Origin of the sequence: Klebsiella sp. CN_Kp113, assembly GCF_040064585.1 — a bacterium.
Classification (GTDB): domain Bacteria; phylum Pseudomonadota; class Gammaproteobacteria; order Enterobacterales; family Enterobacteriaceae; genus Klebsiella; species Klebsiella michiganensis.
On record NZ_JBEAID010000022.1, the window covers coordinates 100218 to 120546 of the forward strand.

General features: G+C 45.1%; 16 protein-coding genes. 14 read left to right on the top strand and 2 right to left on the bottom strand.

Features of this window, described 5'->3' with window-relative positions; all coding sequences use genetic code 11:
• Positions 1–173 precede the first annotated feature (173 nt).
• The 7 genes from ABLV30_RS14245 (at position 174) to ugd (ending at position 8741) form a co-directional block, all read left to right on the top strand.
• Positions 174–2060 carry a hypothetical protein gene (locus tag ABLV30_RS14245; protein ID WP_187227905.1) on the top strand — a complete coding sequence of 629 codons (1887 nt, stop codon included), beginning with the start codon at positions 174–176 and terminating at the stop codon, positions 2058–2060.
• A 281-nt stretch (positions 2061–2341) separates the two neighbouring features.
• On the top strand, positions 2342–3748 hold the full coding sequence (gndA, locus tag ABLV30_RS14250) for an NADP-dependent phosphogluconate dehydrogenase (RefSeq protein WP_116280324.1): 1407 nt from the start codon (positions 2342–2344) through the stop codon (positions 3746–3748).
• Between the two features lie 213 nt (positions 3749–3961).
• Positions 3962–5026 carry a dTDP-glucose 4,6-dehydratase gene (gene rfbB, locus ABLV30_RS14255; protein ID WP_116280325.1) on the top strand — a complete coding sequence of 355 codons (1065 nt, stop codon included), beginning with the start codon at positions 3962–3964 and terminating at the stop codon, positions 5024–5026.
• Positions 5027–5039: 13 nt separating this feature from the next.
• Entirely contained in the window at positions 5040–5909 is an 870-nt protein-coding gene (gene rfbA, locus ABLV30_RS14260; protein WP_004122480.1) for a glucose-1-phosphate thymidylyltransferase RfbA, read from the top strand.
• Between the two features lie 31 nt (positions 5910–5940).
• Positions 5941–6831: a dTDP-4-dehydrorhamnose reductase gene (rfbD, locus tag ABLV30_RS14265; RefSeq protein ID WP_187227907.1), complete on the top strand. Its 891-nt coding sequence runs from the start codon at positions 5941–5943 to the stop codon at positions 6829–6831.
• Between the two features lie 15 nt (positions 6832–6846).
• Complete coding sequence (gene rfbC / locus ABLV30_RS14270; protein ID WP_014230057.1) at positions 6847–7401, top strand: dTDP-4-dehydrorhamnose 3,5-epimerase; 555 nt, start codon at positions 6847–6849, stop codon at positions 7399–7401.
• A gap of 173 nt (positions 7402–7574) precedes the next feature.
• Complete coding sequence (ugd, locus tag ABLV30_RS14275) at positions 7575–8741, top strand: UDP-glucose 6-dehydrogenase (protein WP_025107748.1); 1167 nt, start codon at positions 7575–7577, stop codon at positions 8739–8741.
• A 572-nt stretch (positions 8742–9313) separates the two neighbouring features.
• On the opposite strand, the gene ABLV30_RS14280 is transcribed toward ugd, so the two are convergent.
• Positions 9314–9436, bottom strand: coding sequence for a small membrane protein (locus tag ABLV30_RS14280; RefSeq protein WP_004138729.1), 123 nt, complete (start codon positions 9434–9436; stop codon positions 9314–9316).
• A 472-nt stretch (positions 9437–9908) separates the two neighbouring features.
• Positions 9909–10913, bottom strand: a complete 1005-nt coding sequence (locus ABLV30_RS14285) for an NAD-dependent epimerase (protein ID WP_064404568.1) — start codon at positions 10911–10913, stop codon at positions 9909–9911.
• A gap of 1305 nt (positions 10914–12218) precedes the next feature.
• Between ABLV30_RS14285 and ABLV30_RS14290 the strand changes: the two genes are divergently transcribed.
• The 7 genes from ABLV30_RS14290 (at position 12219) to ABLV30_RS14320 (ending at position 20292) form a co-directional block, all read left to right on the top strand.
• Positions 12219–12986, top strand: coding sequence for an ABC transporter permease (locus ABLV30_RS14290; protein ID WP_004138730.1), 768 nt, complete (start codon positions 12219–12221; stop codon positions 12984–12986).
• Positions 12986–13726, top strand: coding sequence for an ABC transporter ATP-binding protein (locus tag ABLV30_RS14295; protein ID WP_004852439.1), 741 nt, complete (start codon positions 12986–12988; stop codon positions 13724–13726). The genes ABLV30_RS14290 and ABLV30_RS14295 overlap by 1 nt, the downstream gene beginning before the upstream one ends.
• Positions 13727–13739: 13 nt before the next feature.
• Positions 13740–15632: a DUF4422 domain-containing protein gene (locus ABLV30_RS14300; protein ID WP_064357901.1), complete on the top strand. Its 1893-nt coding sequence runs from the start codon at positions 13740–13742 to the stop codon at positions 15630–15632.
• A gap of 18 nt (positions 15633–15650) precedes the next feature.
• Complete coding sequence (gene glf / locus ABLV30_RS14305; RefSeq protein ID WP_004852435.1) at positions 15651–16805, top strand: UDP-galactopyranose mutase; 1155 nt, start codon at positions 15651–15653, stop codon at positions 16803–16805.
• Positions 16802–17695, top strand: coding sequence for a glycosyltransferase (locus ABLV30_RS14310; RefSeq protein ID WP_046877516.1), 894 nt, complete (start codon positions 16802–16804; stop codon positions 17693–17695). The genes glf and ABLV30_RS14310 overlap by 4 nt, the downstream gene beginning before the upstream one ends.
• The gene (locus ABLV30_RS14315) at positions 17696–18841 is read left to right on the top strand and encodes a glycosyltransferase family 4 protein (protein WP_025107744.1); all 1146 of its coding nucleotides are present in this window, start codon (positions 17696–17698) and stop codon (positions 18839–18841) included.
• 131 nt (positions 18842–18972) lie between these two features.
• A complete protein-coding gene (locus ABLV30_RS14320; RefSeq protein ID WP_187227909.1) occupies positions 18973–20292 on the top strand; it encodes a glycosyltransferase family 2 protein in 1320 nt (439 codons plus the stop codon).
• The last annotated feature ends 37 nt before the right edge of the window (positions 20293–20329 follow it).

Genomic DNA, 20329 nt, shown 5'->3' on the forward strand with positions numbered 1-20329 from the left:
TAGTACAGGATTAAATAATAACATTCTACTTACTCCTCAATTTATGAATACATAAACAAACTACCACAAAAAAACGAGAAAACCAATTGTATTATTTTTTTATGGGCACAATCAAGTTCTAAGTACTGATATAGTACATGTGTTTTTTTATGTGAATTTGAGTAGGAGTCTAAATGCAGAGACGTCATCTATTTAAACTATTGATTTCTGCAATAGGAATGTTAAGTCTTAATAAGACCAACGCCGCGTCACAAGAAAAAGATATTACACCAAATACTGACATAGATGAAATTGTTAAGAATAAAGGATACGTTGATCCTGAAGACTTTGGGGCTGTTAGAGCTAATAAAAACATCGATAGCACTAGAGCGTTTCAGGATGCTATCGACTATGCAATAAAAAATGGATTTGGTGAAGTTAAGTTCAGTGGTGTTTATTATATTGGTAAGCCGTTACATAAAATAAAACTTCCTGCGGATGATGGTTCGATATCATCACTCTTTGTTAAAGAAGGCGATATAATTTTCTCTGCAGAAGAGACAGTAACGATGAATGCTTGCTTATTAATTACCGGAGATATATCTCTGGTAGCAACTAATATTGAGCATGATATGATAATTGGTCCATGGAATATAAATGAATCACCAATTAATACAGAGCAGCTAGTTGGTATTGCAATTTCATCAGGAGAAGACTACAGCAGAACATCTCGGTACCATTTCTCAAACTTCACTATGAGTAACTATTTTATAGGCCGTATATGTCTATGCATATCGGAAGCAACTTATGAGTCATTGAAGTTTATTGGGTGTGGTATTTCTGGATTGAAACTTGGAATGGAACGTTGTCATGAAGGTGTAATGACCTACTCAGGTTGTATGTCTGGCGATATTATCGGAGGATGGTGGACGAACAGGAATTCAACTTATCAAGATTCTAATTTTTTGCCACCTTATCCTGCTCATGATGTTAATTTAGTTGGTTGGGTCGACTTTTGTTATACTGAGGAAATCCAATACGCACAGATAGATGGTATGTTCTCAACAAGACTTGTTAAACTTGATGCTTTTTTTGATAAATATTTCTTTAAATCAGCTAATAGCAAAAAAAGCTTTAACGGAGGTCGATTAAGTAATAGCGAGAGTACACATGGTGCTATCATGCCAACTTATTATGGCATAGCTGGTAGAGCTCGCCTCTATATTTCGAGGTATGGAAGGCCTATTTCGGGTGTTGTTATTAACAGACTCAAAACTTTAGGTTGCCACCGTACCCCTGTCTCTATTTTTGCACCTAAAATACTTGGGTGCTACATTAATGATGCTTATATTGAACGTAGTGGGTTGTACGATAATAGAAAAACCATTCTGAAAAAAAATGCATTTGGTATAGACTGCGCGGACCTCTATAGAGAAAGCGGTTATGGTATTGGTTATACCGTTGCTGAAGGCTTAGATGTTAAATCCATTATTCTATCCAGCGGCAATCAGATCACAGAAACTCACGATAAGTCAAGCTTTACGGTTACAAAAGGTATTTCTATTAATAGCTTGAATCTTACTGGTGCAAGTGCTTATCCATACATGAATATAACATCATTTGATGGTGAAAACATTCATGAAAAATACGGTATGTATGATGACTTTTTCTTAAGTACTCCTATTAAATTCGCAAAAAATTCTTTGAAATTTGATTATTTAAATGGTGTGTTTAAGCCTGATGTAAATGTTCATGCTGAATCAATTGATGCTTTTTATATTAAGTGTGGAAATGTCGTTAACATCTCAATTACTCTTCATCATGTACACAAAAATAGTGTCAAGGACAGTGTTGAAATTAGTAATCTCCCTTACCCATTACCTGAGGATTGTTGCTTTATATTAAGCACTGTTATTATTCCAGGTATGTGTAAGAATATTAATATTTCTGTTTGCCGCACAGCAGAGGGTGTCTCTCTTATCAAAGATAGTGCCGGTACCTTTTTTTCTAATGTTGACTTGATTGAAGCCATAACGGATTTTTCTATTTCCTTAGCTTATGTTATTGTACCAAGTGAGTGATCATTGGAAATTTTCTGTTGGGGTTAGATATATTTCTTTAAAATTATAGGGCTTTCATTTTTTAAATTTTAACAGTGTGTGATTATATTCCTATTGTCGGACTTTTGGGTTTGTTTATTTTTTGTTAGGATTGTAAATTGATGTGGAAGAAACTAATGAAATCCTCTACAACCTGAGTGATAAGTGAGTTATCATTTTTTCCGGCTTTTTACAGATATCATCGATAGTCTGCAATGTTCAGTGTTTGCAGTTATTTTATACTTCAGCTTGGAGTTAAGTTCATGTCTAAACAGCAAATTGGGGTGGTCGGTATGGCAGTGATGGGGCGTAACCTCGCGCTCAACATCGAGAGCCGTGGTTATACCGTCTCCGTTTTCAACCGCTCCCGTGAAAAGACCGAAGAAGTGATTGCCGAGAACCCGGGCAAGAAACTGGTCCCACATTATACAGTGCAAGAGTTTGTTGAGTCGCTCGAAACGCCACGCCGTATCCTGTTAATGGTGAAGGCGGGCGCAGGCACTGATAGTGCCATCAACTCTCTGAAGCCTTACCTGGACAAGGGTGACATCATTATCGATGGTGGTAACACTTTCTTCCAGGATACGATTCGTCGAAATCGTGAGCTTTCTGCTGAAGGTTTTAACTTCATCGGAACCGGCGTGTCCGGCGGTGAAGAAGGGGCTCTCAAAGGTCCTTCGATCATGCCTGGCGGTCAGAAAGAAGCTTATGAACTGGTTGCTCCAATTCTCAAGCAGATTGCTGCTGTCGCTGAAGACGGTGAGCCGTGCGTAACCTATATCGGTGCCGATGGCGCTGGTCATTATGTTAAAATGGTTCACAACGGTATTGAATACGGTGATATGCAGCTTATTGCAGAAGCCTACGCTTTACTGAAAGGCGGTCTGGCGCTTTCTAATGAAGAGCTGGCGCAAACCTTTACCGAATGGAATGAAGGTGAGCTTAGCAGCTATCTCATTGACATCACTAAAGACATCTTCACCAAAAAAGATGAAGAGGGTAAATACCTGGTCGACGTGATCCTCGATGAGGCGGCAAACAAAGGTACCGGTAAATGGACCAGCCAAAGCTCTCTTGACCTCGGTGAACCGCTGTCACTCATCACTGAATCTGTATTCGCTCGCTATATCTCTTCTCTGAAAGATCAACGTGTGGCTGCTTCGAAGGTTCTTACCGGACCGCAGGCTAAGAGTGCAGGCGATAAAGCGGAGTTCGTTGAGAAAGTTCGCCGCGCTCTGTATCTGGGCAAAATCGTCTCTTACGCTCAAGGTTTCTCCCAACTGCGCGCGGCTTCTGATGAATACCACTGGGATCTGAACTACGGTGAGATTGCGAAAATCTTCCGTGCCGGCTGTATCATTCGTGCTCAGTTCCTGCAAAAGATTACTGATGCCTATGAGCAGAATGCCGACATTGCCAACCTGCTGCTGGCTCCATACTTCAAGCAGATCGCCGATGATTATCAGCAAGCCCTGCGCGATGTTGTTGCATATGCTGTTCAGAATGGTATTCCGGTTCCTACTTTCTCTGCGGCCATCGCCTACTACGATAGCTATCGTTCCGCAGTCTTGCCTGCTAACCTGATTCAGGCGCAGCGTGACTATTTCGGGGCGCATACTTATAAGCGTACCGATAAAGAAGGTGTGTTCCACACTGAGTGGATGGAGTAAAGTTTTTAGTGTCATTTGCCCGGGGTATTAACCCGGGCATAAATTTTCAACAAATAGAATTTCTCTCCTGTAATTAGTACTCACTTATCCTATTTTTTTAAAAACGTAATTTGCAAATATTTTTCTAAAGGAAATCATTTAATATGATATTGATATCCTGATGGATATATTTCGAATTTTTTTTAGGTTCTGGTAATAAAAGGTAAGTTAAATATGAAGATCCTTGTCACTGGCGGTGCAGGTTTTATTGGTTCTGCAGTCGTTCGTCATATCATTGAAAACACCTCCGACGAAGTACGCGTAATAGATTGTCTCACCTACGCCGGTAATCTTGAGTCCCTGACGCCGGTTGCTGGTAATGAACGCTACTCGTTTTCTCAGACAGATATCACTGATGCCAAATCTGTGGCAGAGCAGTTCAGCGATTTCCGTCCGGATATTGTGATGCACCTGGCCGCAGAGAGTCACGTGGACCGCTCTATCGACGGACCTGCTGCCTTTATTCAGACCAACCTGATTGGAACTTTCACCCTGCTGGAAGCTGCCCGCCAGTACTGGTCAGCTCTCGATACGGCCCAGAAGCAGGCTTTCCGCTTCCACCATATTTCGACCGATGAAGTCTACGGCGACCTGCACGGTACCGATGATCTGTTCACCGAAGAGACTCCGTACGCGCCAAGCAGCCCGTACTCTGCCTCCAAGGCCGGCAGCGACCATCTTGTCCGCGCCTGGAACCGCACCTATGGCCTGCCGGTGGTGGTGACCAACTGCTCCAACAACTACGGCCCGTATCACTTCCCGGAAAAACTTATTCCGCTGACCATCCTCAATGCCCTCGCTGGCAAACCGCTGCCCGTCTACGGCAACGGAGAACAGATCCGCGACTGGCTGTACGTAGAAGATCACGCCCGGGCGCTATACAAAGTGGCGACGGAAGGCCGTAGTGGTGAAACGTATAACATCGGCGGCCATAACGAGCGTAAAAACATTGATGTCGTGCGCACCATTTGCGCCATTCTCGATAAAGTGGTTGAACAGAAGCCGGGCAATATCAGCCAGTTTGCCGATCTGATTACGTTTGTGAAAGACCGTCCGGGTCATGACCTGCGTTATGCCATTGATGCGGCGAAAATTCAGCGCGATCTGGGCTGGGTGCCCGAAGAGACATTTGAAAGCGGAATTGAAAAAACGGTTCACTGGTACCTGAACAACACGACCTGGTGGCAGCGCGTGCTGGATGGCTCCTATGCCGGTGAACGTCTTGGCCTGAACAACTAAAAAGGAAAGAAGCATGAAAGGTATTGTACTGGCCGGCGGCTCCGGCACGCGTTTATATCCGATCACCCAGGGTGTTTCCAAGCAGCTACTGCCCATTTATGACAAACCGATGATTTACTACCCGGTTTCTGTTCTGATGCTGGCGGGAATCAAGGATATCCTGATTATCACTACGCCGGAGGATATGCCCGCATTTCAGCGTCTGCTGGGTGACGGTTCTCAGTTTGGCGTGAATTTCAGCTACGCGATTCAGCCGTCGCCGGACGGTCTGGCGCAGGCCTTTATCATCGGCGAGAAGTTTATCGGTAATGATGCCTGTGCATTAGTTCTGGGCGATAATATCTACTTTGGTCAGAGCTTTGGACGGAAACTGGATGCGGCGGCCAGCAAAACATCCGGAGCTACGGTATTCGGCTACCAGGTTCTCGATCCGGAACGTTTCGGTGTGGTGGAGTTTGATGAGAACTTTAAAGCGCTGTCGATTGAAGAGAAGCCGCTGAAGCCGAAATCTGACTGGGCGGTGACCGGACTCTATTTTTATGACACCGATGTGGTGGCAATGGCGAAGGAAGTTAAACCCTCCGCGCGTGGGGAGCTTGAGATCACCACGCTGAACCAGATGTATCTGGATCGGGGTGACCTGCAGGTTGAACTGCTGGGCCGTGGTTTTGCCTGGCTGGATACGGGAACCCACGACAGCCTGATTGAGGCCTCTCAGTTTATCCATACCATCGAGAAGCGTCAGGGGATGAAAGTAGCCTGTCTGGAAGAAATTGCTTATCGCAAGCAGTGGCTGAGCGCGGAAGGGGTGGCGGTACAGGCCGAACGGTTGAAGAAAACCGAGTACGGTGCTTACCTGAAACGTCTGCTGAATGAGCATTAATGGCTGCCGGTCATCATTGGGATATTAACGTATGAAAATTTTACTGATTGGCAAAAATGGCCAGGTGGGCTGGGAGCTGCAGCGTGCGCTGTCCACGCTGGGCGAAGTGGTTGCCGTGGACTTTTTTGATAAAACGCTATGCGGTGATCTTACCAACCTGGAAGGGATCGCGCAGACGGTCCGTACGGTAAAACCGGATGTAGTGGTGAACGCGGCTGCCCATACGGCGGTGGACAAAGCGGAAAGCGAGCGCGAGCTTTCCGATCTGCTGAACGACCGGGGCGTGGCGGTGCTGGCAGTAGAGTCAGCGAAGCTGGGGGCGTTGATGGTGCACTACTCAACGGACTATGTGTTTGACGGCCAGGGAAGCCACTATCGTCTGGAAGATGAGGCGACCGGCCCGCTGAACGTGTACGGCGAAACCAAACGAGCCGGGGAAATCGCGCTGGAGCAGGCGAATCCGCGCCATCTTATTTTCCGTACCAGTTGGGTATATGCCACCCGCGGGGCAAACTTCGCTAAAACGATGCTGCGTCTGGCAGGTGAGAAAGAGGCGCTGTCGATTATTAACGATCAGCACGGTGCGCCAACCGGCGCAGAGCTGCTGGCGGACTGTACGGCAATCGCCATTCGTGAAGAACAGCGCAACCGTGCTGTAGCCGGGACCTATCATCTGGTGGCCAGCGGGGAAACCAGCTGGGCGGAGTACGCGGAATTTGTTTTTGAGGTGGCGCGGTCGCACGGCGCAGAGCTGGCAATCAAAGCAGTAAGCGGTATCCCCACCACGGCCTACCCAACGCCGGCAAAACGTCCGCTGAACTCACGGCTGTCGAATGAGAAATTCCAGCGTGTATTTGGCGTGACGCTGCCGGACTGGCGCCAGGGCGTGGCGCGCGTGGTAACAGAAGTTCTGGGCAAGTAAACGGGCAGAAATATTATGAATATTATTAAGACAGATATCCCTGAAGTGCTGATTTTTGAGCCTCGTGTTTTCGGCGATGCGCGCGGTTTTTTCTTTGAGAGCTTCAGCAGTAAAGTATTTGATGAAGCAGTAGGGCGGAAAGTGGAGTTTGTTCAGGATAACCACTCTCAGTCGCAGAAAGGCGTGCTGCGCGGACTGCACTATCAGCTTGACCCGCATGCCCAGGGCAAACTGGTTCGCTGCATTGAAGGCGAGGTGTTTGATGTGGCGGTCGATATCCGCCGTTCATCGCCAACGTTTGGTAAATGGGTGGGGGCGGTACTGAGCGCGGAAAACAAGCGTCAGCTGTGGATTCCGGAAGGGTTTGCCCATGGCTTCATGGCGTTGAGCGAAACGGTGCAGTTTGTGTACAAGGCCACGAACTATTATGCGCCGCAGTCTGAGCGGAGCATTATCTGGAACGATCCGGAGATTAATATCCAGTGGCCGGAGATTGCAGACTGTACGCTCTCTTTATCTGATAAGGATTTGCAGGCTCATACATTAAAGACAGCTGAAGTATATAAATAAGCATAAAATATAGCTTCATTTACTGTATAGGCCCTTTATAGGCCTATACAGTATTTCAGAGACCTTTGGTGTCTTGCTTGACTTACATTGTTCCTGAGAGTAGAAACATCAACAGTTTTGCTTAATTTGCGGCCATCCGCCGCCGTCCAGTTAACTGATTAAAGTGTGATCGAATGAAAATTACTATTTCCGGTACCGGTTATGTTGGTTTATCGAATGGCATCCTGATTGCGCAAAACCACGAAGTGGTGGCGCTGGATATCATTCAATCCAAAGTTGATATGATTAACCAAAAGATTTCTCCGATTGTCGATAAGGAGATCCAGGAATATCTGGCGGAAAAACCGTTGAATTTTCGCGCGACAACTGACAAGCATGATGCCTATCGTGATGCAGACTATGTCATTATCGCTACACCGACTGACTACGATCCGAAAACCAACTACTTCAATACTTCGACCGTTGAAGCCGTTATTCGTGATGTCACCGAGATTAACCCAGACGCGGTAATGATTATTAAATCCACCATTCCCGTTGGCTTTACGCGTGATATTAAAGAGCGCCTGGGCATTGATAACGTCATTTTCTCTCCTGAGTTTCTGCGTGAAGGCCGCGCGCTTTACGACAACCTGCACCCGTCTCGTATCGTCATTGGCGAACGTTCAGAACGCGCGGAGCGTTTTGCTAATCTGCTGAAAGAAGGCGCGATTAAGCAGGATATCCCGACGCTGTTTACTGACTCTACCGAAGCTGAGGCGATTAAGTTATTCGCCAATACCTACCTGGCGCTGCGCGTAGCCTACTTTAATGAACTGGACAGCTATGCTGAAAGCCAGGGTCTGAACAGTAAACAGATCATCGAAGGCGTGTGTCTCGATCCGCGAATCGGTAATCACTATAACAATCCATCCTTTGGCTATGGCGGCTACTGCCTGCCGAAAGATACCAAGCAGCTGCTGGCAAACTACGAATCTGTACCGAATAACATCATCGGTGCCATCGTCGATGCTAACCGCACGCGTAAAGATTTTATCGCTGACTCTATCCTGGCGCGCAAGCCTAAAGTCGTTGGTATCTATCGCCTGATCATGAAGAGTGGCTCCGATAACTTCCGCGCTTCCTCAATTCAGGGCATCATGAAGCGTATCAAGGCCAAAGGCATCCCGGTCATTATCTACGAACCGGTTATGCAGGAAGATGAGTTCTTTAATTCCCGCGTGGTTCGCGATTTCGACGCGTTCAAACAAGAAGCTGACGTGATTGTCTCAAACCGAATGGCTGAAGAGCTGTCGGATGTCGCTGACAAAGTGTATACCCGCGATTTGTTCGGTAGTGACTAAATCCCCCCTCTGGCCGGGAGATGCGCTGTCGGCCAGAATTTTCCTCTCTTCTGAAGGGGGCACTATTCGCCTGACGAATCGTATTGCTCCTCTTCCCCGACCCAACTCCCTAAAAAACGTGACCTCGCTTAAATTCTTCAATCGATCATCTTGTCCCAACCATTGAGGTCGGATATGTTAAATTCACCTTGTGAAGAGCTACCGTCACTGTGATGTAGACGCTGGAGATAAGCGCCGGAAGGTAAAACAGAGCCTGCTTGCAGGCTTTTGTTGTTTCTGGATCCCGGGTTCTCAGCCGCACTGCGTTGCGATGAGGCGCTGATTGATATTGACACGGGAAGTTGCGGGATCTTTCAAGGCAAGGGCGCAGGCATAGCAAACGCAAGCCATTCATGCCCATGAGAAGAGCGTGCTGATGCTAAGGATATAGTATCAGTTTAATATGACATTTTTATTTTAAAAAGATATCCAATGCCAGCTGTAAAGACTATGCGTATCCCCACCGCTGGCAGTGTTTCATTCTTATATTATTATTTCCTATGCCTGTATTATAATTATATTAAGTTTTCTTTTCACCACTTTCGTTTGTTAAAAGTCAGCTTGGTCTTTTTCTGATCTTTGATATAAGAAATCAGAAAATAGACTGAAACAATCAACAGGATGGCAGCAACTGCTAAGAAAATTATGTTTGCCATAATGCGTACCAGAATGAAAGGAATGTTATAAATCCATTTGCCTGCGAACTAATATCTCTGCAAAAGCATGCCTTTGCCTGCTTAACATAGCCTGAATTTAAGAAAATTCCTATATGGTGTTTGTGGTTTTTTTTTGAGAAAAGTGGAAAAAACTTTTTCATTACCGTTACGTTGAACAATAGCGCTGTGGCCGACTTTGCTGGCAGACTGATGCGCTGGGGATTGTTTGCTTTATAAGGTAATGCTCTTCAGTGAAGGTAATGGAAGTGGCTTAGATGAGAGTTTGATGAAGGTTTTGTTTGCTTCGTGTTAAATCTACGTTTGGGTTTTGTGTGGTTTTCAGCGGCAGGCCATAAATAAATTACGTCTCTCAACTCTCAGCAGGATGGATAAGTTTATCCAATGACCATTTCAGATATAAAAAAGCCGCAGTAGCGTTCTGCTGCGGCTAAATCCACAATACCTGATATGACTACGCCTTGTAATAAGCTTTATACCAGTCAACGAAGTTCTTCACCCCCTGGCTAACCGTCGTTTGTGGCCTGAATCCCACCGCATCATACAGCGGCCTGGTATCTGCGCTGGTTTCCAGCACATCGCCAGGTTGTATCGGCATCATATTTTTCTCCGCCACCATCCCCAGAGCCTCTTCCAGAGCAGTGATGTAATCCATGAGCTCAACCGGTGAGCTATTCCCGATGTTATACACCCGGTATGGCGCCGAGCTATCCGCTGGTGAACCCGTTTCAACGGTCCATTCCGGATTAGGCTGCGGGATAATGTCCTGCATCCTTACAACCGCCTCAACGATATCGTCAATGTAGGTGAAGTCGCGCTTCATCTTGCCGTAGTTGTAGACATCAATACTCTTACCTTCCAGCATGGCTTTCGTAAACTTGAACAGCGCCATATCCGGACGGCCCCACGGGCCGTAGACGGTGAAGAATCTCAGTCCGGTGGTTGGAATGCCATAAAGATGCGAGTAGGTATGCGCCATCAGTTCATTCGCTTTCTTGGTGGCGGCATACAGCGAAACCGGATGATCAACTGAATCCTCCGTAGAGAACGGCATTTTACGGTTCAGGCCATAGACCGAACTGGATGAGGCATAGAGCAAATGCTCAACGTCGTTGTGTCTGCAGCCTTCAAGAATGTTCAGATAACCAATCAGGTTAGCGTCAGCATAAGCGAACGGGTTTTCCAGGGAGTAGCGAACTCCTGCCTGCGCGGCGAGATGGATCACTCGGTTAAATTTCTCGTTAGCAAAAAGCCGGGCAATACCTTCACGATCCGCGAGATCGATTTTGTGAAAACTGAACAGTGGAGATTGCAGTAAATCCAGACGGGCCTGCTTAAGATTGACGTCATAATAGTCGTTCATGTTGTCGAGGCCGACAACCTCATGACCCGCCTCCAGAAGGCGCTTGCAGGTATGAAAGCCGATGAATCCTGCGGCTCCAGTTACTAAAAATTTCATATTCATCCTCTGGGGTGACTGTGTCCCGCTATCTATTCGTTGATTTTACACTGGCTTGCCGCGTGGATCACCTGCTTTACCGTTGCTGATTATGTTCATGTGTTCGCTGGGGAAGCGCTGGCGTCCGGATAGTATCGAGAATGTACTGGCGTTCTGTAGTTTCAATGAAATTCATTATCCGTGCTTTATGATTAGCAAGATAATGATTGCGTATGGTTTGATCGCGTACTCAGGATTCCCTGTTCTGCCTGAACGGTTTATGCCCCGGAGAATTAACGCAGATTAAAATTGATTTTATGTTTGAGTTTACAATTATTTCACATTGAAGGCGGCTTTTTAAGGTTTTCCTTTTTAAATCAAACGCTTATTTTCATTGCTGTATTTTGTTTAAATTATGTTTACCCCCTGAATCATTTGCAATATGAATTGATTGGCAACGTATTTTCATTTTTATTCCTATAGACCAGCGCTATAATGCTGCTGCTCATTTGCATGACCATTGTGTTGTCAGCTTAATCAGCTATCCTGTGCGCAGCATTAAATATGACACTAAACTGATTGTTGGCGTCATTTCAATCAATATTGGAGCACAGTTTGCGCTGATTCATCAGAAGATGAATGGGTAGATAACGGAGACAGAGCCCTGTGACGCATGAAAAACAGGCTTGTCGGAAGAGCGAATTGAGAAATTCCTGATGGATGAGGCGAAAGCAAACAGCGAGAGTGTGCCCCTGCTTGAATCTTTATCGTTTTCAAGCGAGCAACACCCGGTGTCACGGGCGGCCACTTTTTCGACAGCCGCTGTTTAACCTCAGGACGGCGTTGAGCCAGTGCGCTGTGGTTGTGATAACCGGCGCTGGAGATGTTGACAGACAAGATAGATGAATCATTACGCAGTTTGGTTGCGACAGCCAAGGGCGGTAGCGTGATTTAAAACTATCTCATAACATTAAGGGGAGGGGGTATCTGACTGTAAAATAGCAGTTTTTACTGTTTGCCATGAAACAGCACATTAACTGGTCATCTCCAGGTCAGCATCTCACTTGTCCCAGTTCGGTATGCAAGATCTACAATGGTCGGCTGCTGCCAATGCATTAAAGCGGAGACAAAACTCGGGAAAATCTTGCTTTAATCTATGTGCTTAGGTTTTCAGCTCGTATGCTCAAGTCACGGTATCTACCGGCAATCTATAAGTTCGGGCGTTAGAGCTATCGCAGCTGACGGGGGTTTAGTCAGCTACAACGCGAAATCTAAAGTGCATAACAAAATGCTTAAAATTTCGTAGAATAATTTATGAGTATAAAAATGAAGTATAATCTAGGGTATTTATTTGACCTGCTTGTTGTTATCACTAATAAAGATCTAAAGGTACGGTATAAAAGTAGCGTGTTTGGTTATTTATGGTCAATTGCCAATCCTTTGCTTTTTGCGATGATCTACTATTTTATTTTCAAACTGATCATGCGTGTTCAGATACCTAATTATACCCTTTTTCTAATAACGGGGCTGTTTCCCTGGCAGTGGTTTGCAAGCTCAGCAACAAATTCACTTTTTTCATTTATTGCTAATGCGCAAATTATTAAAAAAACTGTATTTCCGCGCTCAGTTATCCCGCTCAGTAATGTCATGATGGAAGGGTTACACTTCTTGTGTACCATTCCTGTCATCGTCGCTTTTCTTTTTGTATACGGTATGCGTCCTTCGCTTTCGTGGCTGTGGGGAATACCGCTCATTGCTATCGGGCAGGTGATATTCACCTTTGGCATATCCATAATCTTTTCAACGTTGAATCTATTTTTTAGAGATCTGGAAAGATTTGTGACTCTCGGTATTATGTTAATGTTCTACTGTACGCCCATTTTATACGCATCCGATATGATTCCGGCAAAATATAGCTGGGTTATTGACTATAACCCTCTGGCGAGTATGATTTTAAGCTGGCGCAACTTATTTATGGATGGGGTTTTAAACTATGAGCATATTTCAGTATTATATTTGACGGGTATAGTGCTGACGGTTATCGGTCTGAGTATTTTTAATAAATTAAAATATCGCTTTGCAGAGATCTTGTGATGGAACCAGTAATTGATTTTAATAATGTGACAAAAGAGTATCCACTTTACCATCATATTGGCTCAGGTATTAAAGATTTAATATTTCATCCCAAAAGAGCATTTCAATTACTGAAGGGCCGCAAATATCTTGCTATTCAGGATGTTTCTTTTACGGTCGGTAAAGGAGAGGCCGTTGCGCTCATCGGGCGAAATGGCGCAGGTAAAAGCACATCTTTGGGGCTGGTTGCCGGCGTGATAAAACCCACAAAAGGATCGGTCACCACGCGTGGGCGAGTCGCTTCAATGCTTGAGCTGGGCGGCGGCTTTCATCCAGAATTGACGGGGCGCGAGAACATTTTTCTTAATGCCACACTTCTTGGGTTACGCCGTAAAGAGGTGCAGCAGCGAATGGAGCGCATCATTGAATTTTCCGAATTAGGAGAATTTATCGATGAGCCGATCCGCGTCTATTCTAGCGGTATGCTAGCGAAGCTTGGTTTTTCTGTTATCAGTCAAGTTGAGCCTGATATTTTGATTATCGATGAAGTGCTTGCCGTCGGCGATATTTCTTTTCAGGCCAAATGTATCAAGACGATTAAAGAGTTCAAAAATCGTGGCGTGACAATATTGTTTGTTAGCCACAACATGAGTGATGTGGAAAAGATATGCGATCGGGTTGTCTGGATCGAAAATCACCGTCTGCGGGAAATCGGTTCTGCTGAAAGAATCATCGAACTTTATAAACAAGCAATGGCCTAAATCTGGTAATTAAATGAATAGTATTAAGATCTATACCTGTCATCATAAGCCGAGCGCATTCCTTAATGCATCGATTATCAAACCATTGCATGTAGGTAAAGCCAACTCCTATAATGATATCGGCTGTATTGGCGATGATACAGGTGATAATATTTCGTTTAAAAACCCTTTTTACTGTGAGTTAACAGCACATTATTGGGTTTGGAAAAATGAATCTCTTTCTGATTATGTCGGCTTTATGCATTATCGCCGACATCTGAACTTTTCCTCAGAGCAGAGCTTTCCCGAAGATAATTGGGGCGTCGTTAATTCACCCGTTATTGATGCAGAGTATGAAAAGCAGTTTGGTTTAACCGACACGGCAATCCAGGATTGTATTTCAGGGTTTGACCTGCTGTTACCAAAGAAGTGGTCTGTGACCTCTGCCGGCAGTAAAAATAACCTCGATCATTATGAGAAAGGTGAGTTTTTACATATAAAGGACTATCTGGCTGCCCTGGAGGTTGTCGAAGAGCTTTATCCGGACTATAAAGCGGCTATTCAGCAGTTTAACAATGCCACAGATGGCTATTACACGAACATGTTTGTGATGCACAAAGATATGTTCGTGGATTATTCAGAATGGCTCTTCGCGATTTTGGCTAATCTTGAAAGCCGCATCTCTATGAATAATTATAACGCGCAAGAAAAGCGTGTTATTGGACATATTGCTGAGCGTCTTTTTAACATTTATATTATTAAGCAGCAGCAAGACCGGGCCCTGAAAGTTAAAGAACTTCAGCGCACTTTCGTGACGAATGAGACATTCAACGGCAAGCTGGAACCGGTTTTTCCTCACGCTGCGCCGATAGTCATCAGTTTTGATGACAACTATGCCATCAGCGGTGGAGCCTTAATCAACTCCATTGTTCGTCATTCTGATAAAAACACCCATTATGATATTGTTGTGCTGGAAAATAAGGTGAGTAACCTTAACAAGCAGCGCTTACTAAAACTGGTCTCGGCCCATACAAACTTTTCACTTCGATTTTTTGATGTGAATGCCTTTACTGAATTGAATGGCGTACATACCCGCGCGCACTTTAGCGCATCAACCTATGCTCGCTTGTTTATTCCGCAGCTTTTCCGTGAATATGAGAAGGTCATTTTTATCGATTCCGATACTGTGGTGAAGGCCGATCTTGCGACTTTGCTTAATGTCGACCTCGGCACAAACCTTGTTGCCGCCGTTAAAGATATCGTGATGGAAGGCTTCGTCAAGTTTGGTGCGATGTCGGAGTCGGCAGATGGCGTGATGCCCGCCGGCGAGTATCTGCAAAAAACGCTTAAAATGACCAATCCGGATGAGTATTTCCAGGCGGGAATTATCGTTTTTAACGTTGCCCAGATGGTGCAGGAAGATACCTTCTCAGCGCTGATTAAGACGCTCAAAGAGAAGAAGTACTGGTTCCTCGACCAGGACATCATGAACAAAGTCTTCTATGGCCGGGTTGAGTTTTTACCGCTGGAGTGGAATGTCTATCACGGTAATGGCAATACGGATGACTTTTTCCCCAATCTCCAGTTCGCAACATATATGCGCTTTTTAAAAGCCAGAAAGAACCCGAATATGATTCACTATGCCGGGGAGAATAAACCGTGGAATACGGACAAGGTTGACTTTTATGACGATTTCCTGGAAAACGTCATCAATACGCCATGGGAAAAAGAGACCTATTTCCGTCAGTTATCTCCGGTAAATTCATCAAGTCCTGCGCAAACTGCAGGGCAAACGCCAGTTCTGCTTCAGACTAAGATCAAAAAAGCGTTGATGCCTTTCCTTAATAAATATGCTCCTGTCGGTTCACCGAGGCGAAACACGATAACAAAATACTACTATAAAGTTAGACGCTCAATTCTTGGTTAAGGCTGCTGGAGTTATATTATGAACAGTAAAAATATTCTCATCGTCGGAGCGGGTTTTTCCGGTGTGGTTATCGCACGCCAGCTCGCTGAACAAGGTCATCACATCAGAATTATTGACCAGCGTGACCACATAGGCGGTAACTCCTATGATGCGCGCGATCCGCAAACTGACGTTATGGTTCACGTTTATGGCCCGCATATCTTTCACACCGATAATGAAACAGTGTGGAACTATGTGACTCAGCACGCTGAAATGATGCCGTATGTGAACCGTGTCAAAGCAACGGTTAATGGCCAGGTGTTCTCTCTGCCGATCAACCTGCATACCATCAACCAGTTTTTTGCGAAGACCTGTTCGCCAGATGAGGCCCGGGCGCTGATTGCCGAAAAAGGGGACAGTTCGATCCTGGAACCGAAGACCTTTGAAGAACAGGCTCTGCGTTTTATCGGCAAAGAGCTCTATGAGGCGTTCTTCAAGGGCTATACCATCAAGCAGTGGGGGATGGAGCCCTCGCAGCTTCCGGCGTCGATTCTTAAGCGTCTGCCGGTTCGTTTTAACTACGATGATAATTACTTTAACCACAGATTTCAGGGCATGCCGAAACTGGGTTATACGAAAATGATTGAGTCAATCGCCAATCATGAAAATATTACCATCGAACTTCAGCAATCGTTTAACGCTGAAGAGAGAGAACAGTACGATCACGTGTTCTATAGCGGGCCGCTGGATGCTTTTTATTCCTATCAATATGGTCGCCTGGGCTATCGTACTCTGGATTTTGAAAAATTCACCTGGCAGGGCGATTATCAGGGCTGCGCGGTAATGAATTACTGCTCGCTGGATGTTCCTTATACCCGTATCACTGAACATAAGTACTTTTCGCCCTGGGAATCCCATGAGGGATCGGTCTGTTACAAGGAATACAGCCGCGAATGTGGCGAAAAGGATATCCCTTATTATCCGATTCGTCAGATGGGGGAGATGGCTTTACTCGATAAATATTTGTCCCTCGCGGAAAATGAAAAGAATATGACGTTTGTTGGCCGCCTTGGAACCTATCGATATCTGGATATGGATGTCACTATCGCTGAAGCATTAAATACAGCCGATAAGTACTTGTCCTCCCTTAGCAGTAATGAGTCTATGCCAGTATTTACGGTTTCTGTGCGATGAATTGCTCCGCATTAATAGTCACGTATAATCGTTTAGAGAAGTTAAAGCTGACTATTGCCAACACGGTGAAATTAAATTTTACAGCGATCGTTGTTGTCAATAACGGGTCCACGGATGGAACCCAGGCCTGGTTAGCCACCCTTAGCGACCCGCGAGTGATTGTTCTTAATCTGCCATCCAACAGCGGTGGCGCGGGTGGCTTTAAGGCCGGGAGTCAATATTTATGCGACAACGTCGATAGCGACTGGGTTTTCTTTTACGATGATGACGCCTGGCCCGAGAGCGATGCGCTGGAAAAATTTGCCCAGCTAGAAAAGGCTAACTGTCGGGTGTTCACCGCTTTGGTCAAGGATCTTCAGGGGCAACCCTGTCCGATGAACATGCCTTTTGCCAAAGTTCCGTCGTCGTTTATGGACACATTACGCTACATCAGAAATCCTGCGGAGTTTCTTCCGTCGGTTTCCCGGGCGTGTGCGGTACAGACGGTTTCCTTTGTCGGTATGATTATTCAGCGAGATGTGCTACAAAAGCGTCTCCACAGTATTCACGACGAATTATTTTTATATTTTGACGATCTCTATTTTGGCTATCAGCTGACATTAGATGGCGAAGCTATTCGCTATTCTCCCGAGGTCATCTTTACCCACGATGTGAGTATCCAGGGGAAATGTATTGTTCCCGAATGGAAGGTTTATTATCTTTGTCGAAATCTTATTTTGGCGAAGAGAATTTTTCCGCGAGTTGCCATTTTTAGCCGTCTCTCAATCCTTTTACGGTTGATTAAATATGTATCAATATTGCCATGGCAACGCAATAAATTGTTATATTTTAAATACTTGCGTCGTGGAATTATCCATGGTGTAAAAGGAATCAGCGGTAAGAATCATTAAGTGGATATAGCAATGAAAAAACTGTGTTATTTCATAAACTCGGATTGGTATTTTGATTTGCACTGGATTGATCGTGCGATCGCCGCCCGAGATGCTGGTTATGAGATTCACATCATCAGTCATTTTGTCGACGGTAAAGTGCTGAATAAATTTAAAACATTCGGTTTTAAGTGTCATAATGTCCCACTTGATGCTCAATCATTTAATGCATTAACTTTCTTTCGGGCCTTTTTTGCCTCCCGAAAGCTCATTAAAGAAATTAATCCCGACCTTTTACACTGTATCACTATTAAACCCTGTCTGATCGGTGGGCTCCTGTCCAGGACAAACAACCGTCCCGTCATCGTGAGTTTTGTTGGTCTGGGTCGTGTATTTTCAGGTGATACGGGTTTGCTTAAGCTATTGCGCAATATCACCATCATGGCCTACAAATATATTGCCAGTAATAAGCGCAGTATATTTATGTTTGAGCACGATAAAGATCGTAAAAAACTGGCGGGTTTTGTCGGGATTGACTATCAGCAGACTATTGTCATCGATGGCGCGGGTATCAATCCGGAGATCTATAAATATTCTCTGGAGCAGGAGCGTGACGTTCCGGTTGTGCTGTTTGCCAGCAGAATGCTCTGGAGTAAAGGGCTCGGGGATTTAATTGAAGCCAAGAAAATCCTCGAAGCAAGAAATATTCATTTTACGCTAAACGTCGCCGGGATACTCGTTGAAAACGATAAGGATGCTATATCCCTTGCGGTGATCCAGCAATGGCATAAAGAAGGCCTGATTAACTGGTTGGGTCACAGCTCTAACGTCTGCGACTTGATCGAGGAGTCGAACATTGTGGCATTACCTTCGATCTATTCCGAAGGCGTGCCGCGTATTCTGCTTGAGGCTTCCTCGGTTGGCCGGGCCTGCATTGCCTACGATGTTGGCGGCTGCGATAGCCTGATCATTAATAACGATAACGGCATTATCGTGAAAAGTAACTCTCCGCAGGAGCTGGCCGATAAGCTTGAATTCTTGTTAGCCAATCCCAAAGCACGAGTAGAGATGGGTATTAAAGGACGGCAACGCGTTCAGGATAAGTTTTCTAGCGGTATGATCATTAGCAAGACCTTAAAGACTTATCATGATGTGGTTCAGGGATGATGTAACGCAAGAGATTACAGCTTCATGTAAATCAAACACCTCCGAAGCGGTTGCATTTTAAGCTATGTAACTGCTCAGCAAACGCATGATGAGTTTAATGATTGCGTGCCACTTATTTTGAAGGTGATTGAATGTCTGATGAATCAAGTAACGTTATTGTATCCGTTATTATCCCTGTCCATAACGCCGCGGAGTATATTGCTGAGACGCTTACTACGGTGTTAGCCCAGTCTTTAAAAGAGATTGAGATTATCCTTGTTAACGATAGCTCAACGGATAATACTCTGGATATTGTCACTAAAATAGCCAGTGAAGATTCGCGAGTCCGGGTTATCACCAACCCGAGCAACGTTGGTGGCGGCGAATCGCGAAATATCGGCCTACGTGTAGCGACCGGCGAATACATCATTTTCCTCGACGATGACGATTACGCCGATAAAGAGATGTTAAAGAGAATGTCCGACCGGGCTACGGCCCTGCAAACGGATGTTGTTATCTGCCGGTGCCAGTCAGTCGATTTGCAAACCAATACCCGTTCTCCCATGCCTTTGTCGGCGCGGGAGGATTTACTGCCTGAAAAAGAGGTCTTCTCTTCACGGGAAATTGCTGACGATTTTTTCAGAGCCTTTATATGGTGGCCATGGGATAAGCTTTTCAGACGCGAGGCTATCCTGGCTATGGGCCTGGAGTTTCAACCGCTGAGAACCACAAACGACCTGTACTTTGTGAGTTGTTTCATGCTGTTAGCAAATCACATCTCTCTGGTTGATGAGATCTTAATCTCTCATACTATCCACCGCGCTGAGTCGCTTTCCTCCACCAGAGAAGATTCGTGGCACTGCGCGCTGGAGGCATTAACTTCGCTACGTTTGTTTATGCAAGATCGTGATTTACTGGCGTCCAGAAGTCGTGATTTTAATAATTACGCCGTTGTTTTTCTTGAGTGGCATCTCAATACGATTTCTGGCGGTACGTTTAACCCGTTGTTTAACGAAGTAAAGTCGTTCATCTTATCTTTAGAAATCGATCGTGATGACTTTTATGATGACTTTATCAAAGCTGCGTATGGCCGGATCGTTAATCAGACAGCGGAAGAGTATATTTTTTCTCTGAAAGACAGAGCGTTACGCGAGCTTGAACATGCACAAATGATGAACTCAACGCTGCAGGAAGAAATGACTTCTCTTAAACAGTCGACGGTATCTCAGCGAAGTGAAATTGATGTTCTGAAGGCGCAGGTTAACGATAAAACCACCATTATCCACGAGCTTGAACAGCGGAATACGCGTTTAGAAGAAGAATATCAAACTCAGCAACAGAAATTGCTCAGCATTGAAAATGCGTACCATGAGCTGACTCAGCGCTATACAGATTTGGTTTCATCTTTATCATGGAAAATGACGAAACCATTGAGGCTAGTTAAAGAAATAACCGCCCGAAAAAAGTCGTGACGTCGATAAACCGGTGATATCAACAGCGCGCTGGCGA